At 46.8% G+C, this 13,202-nt stretch carries 10 protein-coding genes and 1 riboswitch; of the genes, 6 read left to right on the forward strand and 4 right to left on the reverse strand.

Annotated elements, in window-relative coordinates; genetic code table 11:
* Nucleotides 1-21 precede the first annotated feature (21 nt).
* Together cytX and thiD are read right to left on the reverse strand one after the other, a co-directional pair.
* Entirely contained in the window at nucleotides 22-1,215 is a 1,194-nt protein-coding gene (gene cytX / locus T497_RS0105730; RefSeq protein ID WP_028514792.1) for a putative hydroxymethylpyrimidine transporter CytX, read from the reverse strand.
* Nucleotides 1,215-2,021, reverse strand: a complete 807-nt coding sequence (gene thiD / locus T497_RS0105735) for a bifunctional hydroxymethylpyrimidine kinase/phosphomethylpyrimidine kinase (RefSeq protein ID WP_028514793.1) — start codon at nucleotides 2,019-2,021, stop codon at nucleotides 1,215-1,217. Before thiD ends, cytX begins: the two co-directional genes overlap by 1 nt.
* Nucleotides 2,022-2,287: 266 nt before the next feature.
* A riboswitch (TPP riboswitch) is annotated at nucleotides 2,288-2,391 on the reverse strand.
* A gap of 143 nt (nucleotides 2,392-2,534) precedes the next feature.
* Between thiD and T497_RS15980 the strand changes: the two genes are divergently transcribed.
* The 6 genes from T497_RS15980 to T497_RS0105765 all read left to right on the forward strand — a co-directional run bounded on the left by T497_RS15980 (nucleotide 2,535) and on the right by T497_RS0105765 (nucleotide 11,377).
* A complete protein-coding gene (locus T497_RS15980) occupies nucleotides 2,535-3,314 on the forward strand; it encodes a flavin reductase (protein ID WP_037324517.1) in 780 nt (259 codons plus the stop codon).
* A gap of 42 nt (nucleotides 3,315-3,356) precedes the next feature.
* Nucleotides 3,357-4,109 (forward strand): EFR1 family ferrodoxin, encoded by a 753-nt coding sequence (locus T497_RS0105745; RefSeq protein WP_028514794.1) that lies wholly within the window; start codon nucleotides 3,357-3,359, stop codon nucleotides 4,107-4,109.
* 309 nt (nucleotides 4,110-4,418) lie between these two features.
* Nucleotides 4,419-4,694 carry an HU family DNA-binding protein gene (locus T497_RS0105750; RefSeq protein WP_028514795.1) on the forward strand — a complete coding sequence of 92 codons (276 nt, stop codon included), beginning with the start codon at nucleotides 4,419-4,421 and terminating at the stop codon, nucleotides 4,692-4,694.
* An 18-nt stretch (nucleotides 4,695-4,712) separates the two neighbouring features.
* Nucleotides 4,713-5,144, forward strand: coding sequence for a DUF6465 family protein (locus T497_RS15985; protein ID WP_037324518.1), 432 nt, complete (start codon nucleotides 4,713-4,715; stop codon nucleotides 5,142-5,144).
* Nucleotides 5,145-5,633: 489 nt separating this feature from the next.
* On the forward strand, nucleotides 5,634-9,056 hold the full coding sequence (locus T497_RS17410) for a right-handed parallel beta-helix repeat-containing protein (protein WP_051530547.1): 3,423 nt from the start codon (nucleotides 5,634-5,636) through the stop codon (nucleotides 9,054-9,056).
* Between the two features lie 203 nt (nucleotides 9,057-9,259).
* On the forward strand, nucleotides 9,260-11,377 hold the full coding sequence (locus tag T497_RS0105765; protein WP_028514796.1) for a glycosyl hydrolase: 2,118 nt from the start codon (nucleotides 9,260-9,262) through the stop codon (nucleotides 11,375-11,377).
* A 437-nt stretch (nucleotides 11,378-11,814) separates the two neighbouring features.
* On the opposite strand, the gene T497_RS0105770 is transcribed toward T497_RS0105765, so the two are convergent.
* Entirely contained in the window at nucleotides 11,815-12,564 is a 750-nt protein-coding gene (locus tag T497_RS0105770; RefSeq protein ID WP_028514797.1) for a radical SAM protein, read from the reverse strand.
* A gap of 126 nt (nucleotides 12,565-12,690) precedes the next feature.
* Nucleotides 12,691-13,173, reverse strand: coding sequence for a deoxycytidylate deaminase (locus T497_RS0105775; RefSeq protein WP_028514798.1), 483 nt, complete (start codon nucleotides 13,171-13,173; stop codon nucleotides 12,691-12,693).
* Nucleotides 13,174-13,202 lie beyond the last annotated feature (29 nt).

The raw sequence follows: 13,202 nt of genomic DNA on the forward strand, positions 1-13,202 counted from the left end.
TATAATTCTCCTGTTTAGCATTTATTCTGTTTTAGCCTTGAGTGATTTTGCGCTTCCTGCAAATATTTTCTTTGCGGCAACGCAGATGATAATAGTTACAGCCATATCGGGCAGTGTATTTCCTACGGGGATATCCTTGGTCATAAGGAATCTGTAAAGGGCAAAGCCCAGTACCCATACGATACAGCTTATTATGTCGAAGCTCTTGTCTGAGCTGTCTTTTTTGAGTATGAAATGGTCTGCTATCTGAACAGCTATCATAGGTGCGAATACCGAGCCGATAAGATAGAGGAAGTTTGTTATATCCTCCATAGGGAAGAGTATAGCTCCTGCTGTACCGATAACGGCAGCTGCAACAGCCACCCATTTGCCCTTGAGCTTTGCAAGTATGGACTCTCCCGAGATACCTGCCGAGTAAGCGTCAAGGAATGTAGTTGTAACTGTTGAGAATACCACGATAAGGAGACCTGCTATGCCAAGACCTGCCTTTACCATTATCTGAGCGATATCGGATTCAGCGGTGAAAATAGCGGCTCCCATGCCGATAGCGTACATCCAGCAGCTGATTATACCGTAAACTACAGCGCTTGCAGCGGTTGCAGCCACGGGCTTTTCGGCTTCTCTTGTGTAGTCGCTGATGAGAGGCAGCCATGAAAGAGGCATTGCTACCGAGAGCTCCACAGCAGCGCCGAAGCTCATGCTCTCCTCTGAAACAGGCAGCTCGCTGCCGTCAAAGAAGATGACCTTGCATAGTATCAGTGTAAGTATGAAAAGTGCAGCCATAGCCACAGTATTTATCTTGCCGAGGTTTTTGATACCGATGAGTATCCAGAGGATAATGAGTCCGCCGATGACGAGACACCATACCCATTTTCCTGCGTCAAAGATACCGTTTGCAGCCAGTGAGCCGTCGTATATCATTATCGCGGTCCAGCCCACCAGCTGAAGCACGTTGAGTATCGAAAAGAAGATACCACCCTTGCTGCCAAAGCTCATTTTTACTGTCTCCATAGCGCTCCTGCGAGTCCTGCCGCCGATAAGACCGGCAAGGAAAAGCATAGTGCAGCCGATGATATGACCGATTATTACGGCGAGAAGACCTTTTCCGAAGCCGAGAGGTGCGAAGTATGTACCTGTGATTATCTCGGCAATTGAAACGCCTGCGCCGAACCATATAAGTCCGTTTTCGTAAACTGAGGTGCGCTTCTGTTCCATTATTCTGCCTCCTTGGCGAACTCGCCTGTAAGAGAGAAAGCGTGGTTCATAGGACCGCTGCCCTTGCCGAGGTCGAGCATTGCTGCGAGAGCGCCCGAGATGTAGTCCTTGGCGCGTTCAACGGACTTCTCAAGTGTGAAGCCCTTAGCAAGGTTTGAAGCGATAGCGCTTGAAAGAGTGCAGCCGGTACCGTGAGTGTTTGGGTTGTCGATACGTCTGCCGTTGAACCATTTTGTGCTGCCCTTGTCCCAGAGCAGGTCGTTAGCGTCGCTGAGACTGTGACCGCCCTTGCAGAGTACTGCACAGCCGTACTTTTCGCCGATTATCTGAGCAGCCTTTATCATGTCGTCCTGTGAAGCTATCTTCATATCCGCAAGTATCTCAGCCTCGGGGATATTTGGCGTTACTACAGCGGCGATAGGCAGAAGCTCCGATTTCAGAGTTTCCACGGCTTCATCAGCAATGAGCTTTGAACCGCTGGTAGCTACCATTACAGGATCCACAACTATGTTCTCCGCCTTGTATTCGCGGAGCTTTGCAGCTATGGTGCGGATTAGCTTGTCGGAGGATACCATGCCTGTCTTTACTGCGTCGGGACGAATGTCCGTGAACACAGCGTCAAGCTGCATGGCTAAGAATTCAGGCGATACCTCCATAATACCTGTTACGCCGGTCGTGTTCTGCGCAGTGAGAGCGGTTATCGCGCTCATGGCAAAAACACCATTCATGGTCATGGTCTTCATGTCCGCCTGAATGCCGGCGCCTCCGCAGGAGTCGCTTCCTGCGATTGTTAATGCTGTTCTCATATTCATTTCTCCTTTGTGATCGTTTTGGGCGAATGCCCCAGCATTAATTTTGTATAGCGAGACAAAGTGGTGCCCCCGATGTCCCTCTGCAAAGCAAAGCTTTGCAGTTGAGAGTTTAGAGTTGAGAATTGAGAGTTATTTGAAGATTTTTTCAAATCTTTGTCTGTAATGGCATACAATAGCTCTGAACTCTCATCTTTCAGCTCTCAACTTTTTCGAGCATAAGCTCGAAAAATAAAAAGAGTGTGTCCGCATAGAGACACACCTATTTTTCATAAGTATTTCCCTACGTTGGCATTATCCAAATCAGGTTAGGTCGGAGTTTGAAACTCCCTCTCAGCCTGTTACACAAGCTCCCTTTTTCATATTTATTATACCACTTTTCAGCTAAATGTCAAGGAACTAAAATGTTCACAAAATATACTTGACTGCGCGAAAATGTTTTGGTAAAATTATAATATAAGATAGTGCGAATAGTAGGTGCAAATTTTTATATAATCGGAGGTATCATATATGGACAAGAAAGCTATGTACAAAATAAGCTACGGACTTTTCGTTGTTACAGCCTGCTGTGACGGCAAAGACAACGGCTGTATCACAAATACTCTTGCGCAGGTGACATCAACTCCCAATAAGGTAAGCCTTACCGTTGCCAAGAACAATCTTACTCATGATATGATAATGTCTACAGGAAGATTCACAGCTTCTGTAATAAGTACAGACGCAGATTTCTCACTGTTCAAGCACTTCGGCTTCCAGTCGGGACGCGATGTGGACAAGTTTGCGGACTTTACTGACTGCAAACGTGCTGAAAACGGCACACTTATTGTAACAAAGGGCACAAATGCCTATATCTCATGCTCTGTATGGCACAGCATAGATCTTGGCACACATACAATGTTTATCGGTAATGTTACGGATATGGAGGTCCTCAGCGATACTCCATCTGCTACCTATGAATACTATCAGAACAATATAAAGCCAAAGCCCGAGGCTGTTGGAAAGACCTCCGACGGTCAGACTATCTGGAGGTGTGTTATCTGCGGTTATGAATACGTAGGTGAGGAAGTTCCCGATGATTTTGTCTGTCCTATATGCAAGCACGGCAAAGCTGATTTTGAAAAGGTATCGGACGGCGGACATGATGCTGTACCTGTTGGAAAGACCGAAAGCGGCGAAACTGTATGGAGATGTATGGTCTGCGGATACGAGTATATCGGTGACGAGGTGCCTGCCGACTATATCTGCCCTATATGCGGTGTGGGCGCAGACCAGTTCGAGAAAACAACCTGACAGAAATAAATATGACATAATAACGTATAGGGGGATATCTATATGATCGTATATTTTTCGGCAACAGGAAACAGTAAGTATGCGGCACAGCGCATTGCCGAGGCTTTAGGAGAAAAGACAATGTCTATCGAGGAGGGCGTCTTTGATATAACTCTTGAGGAGGACGAGCACTTCGGCATAGTTACGCCTACTCACTGGTGGGCACTGCCTATACCTGTGAGAGCCTTTCTTAAAAAGCTCAATTTAAAAAGAAGCGGCAAACACTACGTCTTTGTGGTTTCTACTTATGGAACGACGCCCGGGTGCAGCGGTGAGGAGACTCGCAGACTGCTGAAAGAAAATGGGATAAGGCTGAGTGCGGCTTACAATATTAAAATGCCAGATAACTGGACTGTGACCTTTGATCTGTCCGATCCGAAAAAGGTGGCAAGGCAGAACGAAAAGGCTGAGGTCAACATCGACAGGACTATAGCCAAGATACTCCACAGAAAAAAGGGTAATTATATGAATCTGAAAACGCCTTATGCTATCTATCCGCTTACGGATAAGGTGTTCGCAAAGGTGAGAAGCACAAAGAATCTCTCCGTGGAGGACAGCTGTATCGGCTGCGGTCTCTGTGCCGAGAAATGTCCCGTAAAGGCTATCAGGATAAAGGACGGCAAGCCCGTATGGGTTCGGGACAGATGTGCGCTGTGTTTCAGATGTCTGCACCACTGTCCTGAGTTTGCTATCCAGTTCTGGAACGGCGCAACAAAAAAGCACGGACAGTACACAAATCCTAATGTAAAAATATAAAAACTGAAAATTTTATGAAAAAAGCCTGTAAAAATGAACGTCAGTCGTTTTTTGCAGGCTTTTTTATTCCGAAAAACATTCTATTTTTCGGAATATATCAGGTATATTATACTGCAAGTAATAATAATTGGTAGGACCTTCTGCCCGTTGGAACGTAAAATAGCCCTAAACTATGTTTGTTTTGTATAAAAACGGGGCCGCAAATGGCGTAATATACGTCGATTTGTCATTTTTTCGGAAATTTCTTGACAAATTGTTATAAAGGGTATATAATTCAATTGTAAAATCTATTTTATGGAGGATAAAACTATGACAAAGACCGAATTAATCAGTGCAGTTGCTGAGAAGGCTGACTTCACAAAGAAGAACGCTGAGACTGCTGTAAATGCTATCATTGCAACAATCACAGACGCTCTCGCAAGCGGTGAGAAGGTATCAATCGTTGGTTTTGGTACTTTTGAAGTTCGTGACCGTAAGGAGAAGCAGGTTATCAACCCTCAGACAAAGAAGATGATGACTGCTCCTGCTTCAAAGGCTCCTGCTTTCAAGGCTGGTCAGGCTCTCAAGAACGCTGTAAACAAGTAATTCGAGGAGGATACTATCATGCCAGATAAGAAGACTGCAGAAACAAAGGTAGAGGTAACAGCTGCTGCTCCTGCTGAGGAGAAGAAGCCTGCTGCAAAGAAGCCTGCTGAGAAGAAGGCAACTGCCGCTAAGAAGCCTGCTGAGAAGAAGGCTGCTGCCGCTAAGAAGCCTGCTGAGAAGAAGGCTGCTGCTGCTAAGAAGCCTGCTGAGAAGAAGGCTACAGCTGCTAAGAAGCCCGCTGCTAAGAAAACAGCTGCAGCTGCTGTAGACAGCAAGGTAGTTATTCAGGCTATGGGTTCAGAGGTAAACACAGCTGAGCTTATTGCTAAGGCTACTAAGGCTTCAGGCGCAAAGACTGTCAAGAAGGTTGACGTTTATGTAAGACCTGAGGTAAACAAGGTTTACTATGTTGTCAACGGCGATATCCTTGGCGATTTTGATCTTTTCTAAGAATTATGAAAGCTCCGCTTTATGCGGAGCTTTTTGTGTTTTATAAGAAATGCTCCCCAAACGGGGAGCATTTCTGCTATATCATGACAGATCAATTTTTTCCGAGAAGCTTTTCCTGTATCAGTTCTGCGTCCTGAACGGTTATTCCGCCGCCGTTCACATCGCCATTGGATAAACCCTCTGTTGATTCAAAATATGTTTCTATTTATTAGACGTTTGAGCACTCAAAAACTCTCATACTTTATCAATACTTTGTAGGAATGACTAAATCAGCATATGAGATTTGCTCGGTTATTCACATATATGTTTTTATATAAGCGTAATTGACTGATTGTGTATGATATTTTGAACATAATAGCATAAAGTGTCAGCTTATAAGTACTATATGTCATTGAAAAGTGTTCCGCAGGGATATATAATATAGTCAGTAAAAAGAAGAGCGCACGATAGGTGCGTTTTCAGAGGATATTAAAATCTGGAGGGATCGTCATGAGAAATAATGTGATGAAGTTAAAAGCAGCTTCCGTTGCAGCTGCTGCAATGATGACTGTTTCTGCTGCTGTGGGAACAACGGCCTCAATGTTCGGCACTGGTTTGAGCTCGTCTGTCATCACAGTTTATGCAGCTGAAAGCAGCGTAAAGGTGCTCAGCAGCGCAGGCTTCGGCGAGGGTATGTATGCCACATGGTCTTCTGTTTCGGGAGCTTCGGGCTACAACGTTTATGTGGACGGCACAAAGATAGATACAATGCTTATAAGACAGTACAGCGGCTATATGAGAGCAGACGCTGTAGGTCTCAAGGCAGGCAGTCACACAATGAAGATAGTTCCCGTTATCGGCGGCAAGGAGGACGGCTCCAAGGCTGCCGAGGCAAAGGCAAATGCCTATGCACATGACAGAAGTGGCTTCGGCTTCGTGAACGGAAATTCAAACGGAGCTTATAATGCCGACGGTACACTCAAAAGCAATGCAATAGTCGTATACGTTACCAACGGAAACAAAGACAGCGTTACGGCAAGTATCGACGCCACAGGTAAAGGTGCAGAGACTCTTACAGGCGTTCAGAATATCATCACAGGCTACAAGAAAGGGAAAGAATCAAGACCTCTCAATATCAGATTTATAGGAAACATTACAGATCCCTCTGTTCTGACAAAGGGCGACCTCATGGTCGATTCGGTAAAGGCTGGTCTCACTGTCGAGGGTATCGGAAACGACGCTACTCTCAACGGCTTCGGTCTTGTACTGAAGAACTGCTCAAATGTTGAGGTAAGGAACCTCGGCTTTATGAACTGCAACAGCAATGAGGGCGACGACTGCGGACTCCAGCAGAACAATAATCATATCTGGGTGCATAACTGCGACTTCTTCTACGGCGACGCAGGCTCCGACGCCGATCAGGCAAAGGGCGACGGTTCACTTGATACCAAGACCTCTACTTATATTACTCACTCTTACAATCATTTCTGGGACAACGGCAAGTGTAACTTGCAGGGTATGAAGTCTGAGTCTACAGAGAACTATATAACATACCACCACAACTGGTATGACCACTCAGACTCACGCCACCCCAGAATAAGGACCTGCTCGGTACACTGCTACAATAACTATTTCGACGGCAATGCAAAGTACGGCGTTGGCGTAACAATGGGCGCTTCATGTTTCGTTGAGAACAACTACTTCCGCAACTGTAAATATCCTATGCTCATTTCTATGCAGGGCTCTGACGGTATAACAGGCGGAACATTCTCAAGTGAAGCAGGCGGCGTTATCAAGTCCTTCGGAAACTATATGACAGGACAGAAGGCTTATACAACTTATCAGCAGAACAAAACAGATTTCGACGCTTACGAGGCTTCTTCAAGAACAGAGAAGCTGGGCGGCGACGTTAAGGCTAAAAGCGGCGGAACTGCTTATAATAACTTCGATACATCAAGCGTGATGTACAGTTATACTCCCGATAAGGCAAGCGACGTTCCTGCTATAGTTACTGCAAAGGCAGGCCGTGTTGACGGCGGCGATTTCAAGTGGCAGTTCAACAACGCTGTTGACGACGAGAGCTATGCTGTAAATCAGGGACTCAAATCCGCGCTTACCTCATACAAGGGCACTGTAACAGCTATCGGCAGCGGTTTCAAGGAGGACAACGCTCCTGCGCCTACAGTTACAACTACTACCGTAACTCAGCCGATTGTTACCGATATCACAACAACTGCTGCAACTACAACTGTTCAGCAGCCTGCGGCAACAACTACTACAGCTGCTCCCGTGATAACTCCCGTATCAGGCGGAAAGGTGATATATGCTTCACCTAACGGCGGCGGTGACGGAAAGACAGAGAATTCGCCTACAGACGTTCTTACAGCTATAAAGTCAGTACCAGCAGGCGGAACTATTTTCCTTCTCGGCGGTACATACAAGTATACCTCAACTATCATGATCGAGGAGAGCAATTCGGGTAAGGCAGGCGCTTACAAGACAATTGCAGCTGCTCCGAATGCTACAGTAAAGTTCGATTTCACAGGACAGGCTGTTGACGGTGCAAACCGCGGCTTCGTACTGGACGGCTCTTACTGGCATTTCTATGGCTTCGAGATATCACACGCAGGCGACAACGGTATGCTCCTTTCGGGCGACAATAATATCATCGAGATGATGATATTCGACCGCAATCAGGATACAGGTCTCCAGATATCAAGATATAACGGCTCCTACAATACAGTGGCACAGTGGCCCACAAACAACCTCGTCAAGAACTGTACATCGCGGAACAACTGCGACGATGCAACTATGGAGAACGCCGACGGCTTTGCTGCAAAGCTCACCTGCGGCGAGGGCAATGTATTTGACGGCTGTATCGCTTACTGTAATTCCGATGACGGCTGGGACCTCTACGCAAAGGAGGCAACAGGTCCTATCGGCAAGGTAACTATCAAGAATTGTATCGCATTCCGCAACGGCTTTACCGAGGACGGCAAGGGCTACGGCGACTGCGACGGAAACGGCTTCAAGCTTGGCGGCGGCGGAGTAGGTACCCGTCACTATGTTGAGAACTGTCTCGCATTCGAGAACCTCAACTGCGGCTTCACAGACAATAACAACCCCAAGTTCGGCGATATGAAAAACTGTACAGCATACAACAACGGTATCGGCGGCAAGGGCAAGGCTAACTATATGGTATACCGCTGTGATACATCTGCTACTTTCAACGGTATGATGTCCTACATCAACACAGGCAAGGTAACAAAGACCAATGCGGCAGGTATCAAGGTCTCCAACGACAAGTTCGTAGGAAATATGAGCAATTCCATTTACTACAACAGCAAATACTACTTTGCGAAGTCAAATACAACTATGACAAACGGTGCTAAGCTTGGCGATATAATCACTCCTGCTGACAGCGATTTCATCAGCCTCAATGTAGGCGGTCTGGGAACTGATTTTCACAAGCAGTGGAGAAACGCAGACGGTTCTCCGAAGCCGAACGGCTTTGCCGAGACATCTGGTTCAAGCCAGTACAAGAGCATTGGCTACCACATGAGCGGCGGAGTTTCACAGACTGCTGCTCCTAATCCATATGATGTAGACCTTACTCCTGTTGAGACTACAACTTCCACGGTAACTACAACGACGACAACCACAACCACAACCACTACTGCTGTGACAACAACTACAACCACAGCTCCTGCACCTGTCGGCAAGGCTGGCGACGCAAACGGCGACGGTCAGGTAGATATGTCTGACGTTGTACTTATCATGCAGTCTCTTGCAAATCCGAACAAGTACACTATCGCTCCCGAAAATCGCGATAATGCGGACGTTGAGCGCAGGGGCAACGGCATAACCAACGCCGACGCACTTTCTATTCAGAGATATCTTCTCGGACTCGTGCCAGCTCTCCCCGAATCCTGATAGATTTGGGTTCTCTCTAATATAATGACGTGAAAAAAGGAACTATGTCCCCCCATAAGTTCCTTTTTTCATTATTTAAGCAGATTACTTAAATAATCACAGATTATTTACATATTAAATGGACTTTTTGTATTGACATCGGACTTAAAAGATAGTATAATAAAGTCGGTAAATTATAGGCATTCCCAATAAAGGAGGAAAACATGAAAAATATGCTTAAAAAATCATTGGCACTGGCGGCTGCGGGCGTTATGGCGGCAGTACAGTGCAGCTCCCTCTCGTTTTTCAATTCCTTTGCAGCAGGTGAGGCGTCTGCTGCAACAAAGTTCCCTTACACTATCGAGGGCGAGGACATGGAGGGCGCAGAGCTCTGGACAAGTATCTATCAGACAGAAATACCCGGATACTCAGGAAAGGGCTTCTACTATCTCACTGCTAAACCCGGCTCATTTGAGGTGAATGTTCCCGAGGACGGTATGTATTCTATCGTTGTTCACGGCGCACAGATACTCAATAAGGAGGGCAGACAGCAGGCGATCAAGATAAACGGTGTAAAGTACACCACACAGGCTGCTTATTCCGATAAGTGGATAGACTATGACTTTGGAATGGTGCGTATGAACAAGGGCGTGAATACTATCGAATTCATCAACGAGTACGGCTATATGGCTATTGATACCGTAACCGTAGACCACGCTTCATTCCCCGACCTTTCAAAGGCAAGCGACGCGCCTGTTGACGCTAAGGCTACTCCCGAGACAAAGGCTCTCATGAAGTACCTCAAGAGCGTTTACGGCAAGCATATCCTCTCAGGTCAGCAGGAGATATACGGCGGCGGTCATGCTGTTGAGACCACTATCCGCTATGACGCAAACGCAAATAAGTGCGTAGACCAGAAAGGCGTTGAGTATGTCATCGACGAGGAGAGCTGGGACAAGACGGAGCAGGGCGAGAAGTTCCCGTGGCACTGCACAGGTCCCGACGGACAGGTCTACACCTACAGCACCCAGAACCGCAACTACACATATAACGACTATGATTTCGAGGTGAGATACCTCAAGGAGCTCACAGGCGAGGAGCCAGCTATCCGCGGCTTTGACTTCGGAAGCTACTGTCCGTGCTATGCATGGGACGACGGCGTTGCACAGCGTATGATAGACTGGGCGACCAAGAAAAACGGTATCTGTACAGCTTCATGGCACGTAAACGTACCTACTCAGAAGGCTGATTATACTCTCGGCGAGCCTCTTGATTTCGCAAAGACAACATACACCCAGAATACAGATTTCGTAACTGCAAACTGCATGAAGAAGGGCACTATGGAGTACGATTACTTCCAGCTCTGTATGAAGAACCTTGCAGCCGAGCTCAAAAAGCTTCAGGACGCAGGTGTTCCTGTTATCTTCCGTCCCTTCCATGAGGCAGAGGGCAACCCCAGCCATACCGACGATCCTATAGACGGTTCGGGAGCATGGTTCTGGTGGTCGAAGGAGGGAGCTGTAGTTTACAATCAGCTCTGGGCTTTCCTACAGGACACTCTCACCAACGAGTACGGTCTCCATAACCTTATCTGGGAGCAGAACCTCTATGCGTGGTCTGACAACTCCGCTAAGTGGTACTCAGGCGATGACAAGGTTGATATCGTTGGCTTTGACAAGTACAACTGCCAGTACAACCGTCACGACGGCAAGCAGCAGGGCGTTCCTAACGAGGACGCCGAGGCAGGTATCTTCTATACTCTCAACAAGTTCGTAAAGGGCAATAAAATGGTGTCTATGCCTGAGAATGACTCTATCCCCGGACTTAACAATATGCAGGTTGAGCACGCTTACTGGCTGTATTTCTGCCCGTGGTATGATTCGGAGCAGGCTCACTTCCTCTGCGGCAAGGATTATCAGGACGCAGACGCAGTAAAGGCACTCTACAACAGTGATTTCTGTATCTCACTATCCGAGCTCCCGAAGGACCTTTACAAGGGCAGCTCTGAGCCTTCCACATCATCGGCTACAACTACATCAAAGCCTGTAGTTACAACAACTACGACCACTACTACAACAGCTCCCGTGCCTACTGATGTGAAATACGGCGACGCTAACTGCGACGGCAGTGTGGATATGTCAGACGTTGTTCTCATTATGCAGAGCCTTGCAAATCCTAATAAGTTTGGCTTGAACGGCTCTGAGGACAGTCATATTACTGCAAAGGGACAGCTCAACGGCGACGTTGATGTATCTGTAAAGGGCATTACCTCCAATGACGCCCTGAGGATACAGGAGTTTCTTCTCGGTAAGGTCAAGGACCTTGCTCCAAGTGCAAAATAAACCTCCCTTATAGCAAAAGCGGCTAAGTTAACCGTGATACTCATATAGAAACTTATATTTATTTATCGGGGGAAACCTTTCTGAGGAAAGGTTATCCCCCGAACCACTTTCCAAAGACTTTTATCTGGTTTTTTCACAGATAGGGCGCTTCATAAATAAAAAAGTCCTGCAAAATGCAGGAGCGCCCTATCTGTGAAAAAACAAAACGAAAGTTTTAGGGAGAGAGTTTGAGAGAAGCCCCTTTTTCAAAAGGGGTTCTCTCAATAATAAACATAAAACTTCTATATAAGTACTATGGTTAACTTAGCCGCTTTTAGTTTAGAGTTTATAGTTGAGAGGGGAGAGTTTATGTATTTGCTCCGCTCATATTATTTAAAATATATCGCCGCAGGCGATACAATAACTCTCAACTCTTAATTCTCAACTCTCAACTTTTATTATGGTTTGTAGTTTTTTATTATATCCATGATATCCGTGTCATAGACATTTCCGCCGAGAACGCTGCCGTCTGGCTCAAAGCACAGAGCACGGATATGCCTCGGATCGTCCTCATAGGGATTTGCAATAGTATTATCCTCGTCGAAGTACTCCGCAAGAAGCACCTTTGCGTTGCCCTGTGGGAATATTATGTTTCCCTGAGAAACTCCGAAGCTCTTGTCCGTGAATATCTTCAGCAGCCTGTGAGTCTCGTTGTTGTAGGGATTGTTGTCATCGGGACTTCTCAGCCACGCAGGACTGAGAAAAATGGGAACTCCCGCATTTCTCACAGATTCTGCAAAAAGCGTCACAGGCTCAAGTGGGATAGTCTCCTGATGAAAAGCGTCAACGGACAGCAGAACACAGTTCACGCCGCTTTCCGCAAGCATTTCAGCGACTTCACGTATCCTGCTTTCTTTTTTGCTGAAATAGCCGTTGGTTATTATATCACGCTGAGGTATTCCCGAAGCTCTTGCGGCGCTGTGGATAGCGCAGACGGCCTCGGGGTATAGGAGAGGCTCTCCGCCGAAGGTCATCAGCGACTTTATGTCGTAGTGTCGACAGACCTCGGCACCGGCTTTTGCAGCCGCTGAGCCGTCGATGTGCTCGCCGCCGAAATCGTGGCTGCCCTCGCTGCAATGTCTGCACCTGCCTGTACAGCCCATTGTAACTACAAATTCTATTCTTTCAAGATTTACATATTCATTCATAATAACTGCTCCTTTAATATTATTTTTCAAATATGGGCGCAGTATGGGAACTATTCTTACTCGGTGGGACGTTCCCTTTATTACTGCACCGAGCAGTTAATTCGTTTTATCACCATTGTTTTCACCTTACACTGAAAGAGTTATATTCTTGCCGCTGGGCTTGTATTCCTCGGTCTTGACTCCGCACTTGTCGAAAAGTATGCACGAAGCCTTGACACCGTCGGTATCTGCGTACTTATTGCTGTAGTAGACCACGCGCCTGATACCCGACTGTATGATAGCCTTGGCGCACTCGTTGCAGGGGAAAAGTGTTACATAGAGAGTGCAGCCGCTGAGGCTTCCGAAGCTGCTGTTGAGGATAGCGTTGAGCTCTGCGTGGCATACGAAAGGGTACTTGGTATCGAGAGGGGACTCGGCACTGCGTTCCCATGGCATATCGTCATCGTTACAGCCTGTTGGCATACCGTTGTAGCCTACGGAAACTATCTTGTGCTGGTCGTTGACGATACAAGCGCCTACCTGTGTGGAGTTGTCCTTGCTGCGCTGTGCGGAGAGCATTGCAATGCCCATGAAATACTCGTCCCAGCTTATGTAATCGGTTCTTTTCATTGTTTTCACCTCGGAATTATTCGTAAATG

Origin of the sequence: Ruminococcus flavefaciens MA2007, from assembly GCF_000621845.1 — a bacterium.
GTDB lineage: Bacteria > Bacillota > Clostridia > Oscillospirales > Ruminococcaceae > Ruminococcus > Ruminococcus flavefaciens_E.

Excerpts from the sequence above, each read along its gene's own strand:
- T497_RS15985 (WP_037324518.1), top strand. The coding sequence starts at position 4,713 with ATGCCAGATAAGAAGACTGCAGAAACAAAGGTAGAGGTAACAGCTGCT.
- T497_RS0105770 (WP_028514797.1), bottom strand. The coding sequence starts at position 12,564 with ATGAATGAATATGTAAATCTTGAAAGAATAGAATTTGTAGTTACAATG.
- T497_RS17410 (WP_051530547.1), top strand. The coding sequence starts at position 5,634 with ATGAGAAATAATGTGATGAAGTTAAAAGCAGCTTCCGTTGCAGCTGCT.
- T497_RS15980 (WP_037324517.1), top strand. The coding sequence starts at position 2,535 with ATGGACAAGAAAGCTATGTACAAAATAAGCTACGGACTTTTCGTTGTT.
- thiD (WP_028514793.1), bottom strand. The coding sequence starts at position 2,021 with ATGAGAACAGCATTAACAATCGCAGGAAGCGACTCCTGCGGAGGCGCC.
- T497_RS0105775 (WP_028514798.1), bottom strand. The coding sequence starts at position 13,173 with ATGAAAAGAACCGATTACATAAGCTGGGACGAGTATTTCATGGGCATT.
- T497_RS0105765 (WP_028514796.1), top strand. The coding sequence starts at position 9,260 with ATGAAAAATATGCTTAAAAAATCATTGGCACTGGCGGCTGCGGGCGTT.
- T497_RS0105750 (WP_028514795.1), top strand. The coding sequence starts at position 4,419 with ATGACAAAGACCGAATTAATCAGTGCAGTTGCTGAGAAGGCTGACTTC.
- T497_RS0105745 (WP_028514794.1), top strand. The coding sequence starts at position 3,357 with ATGATCGTATATTTTTCGGCAACAGGAAACAGTAAGTATGCGGCACAG.
- cytX (WP_028514792.1), bottom strand. The coding sequence starts at position 1,215 with ATGGAACAGAAGCGCACCTCAGTTTACGAAAACGGACTTATATGGTTC.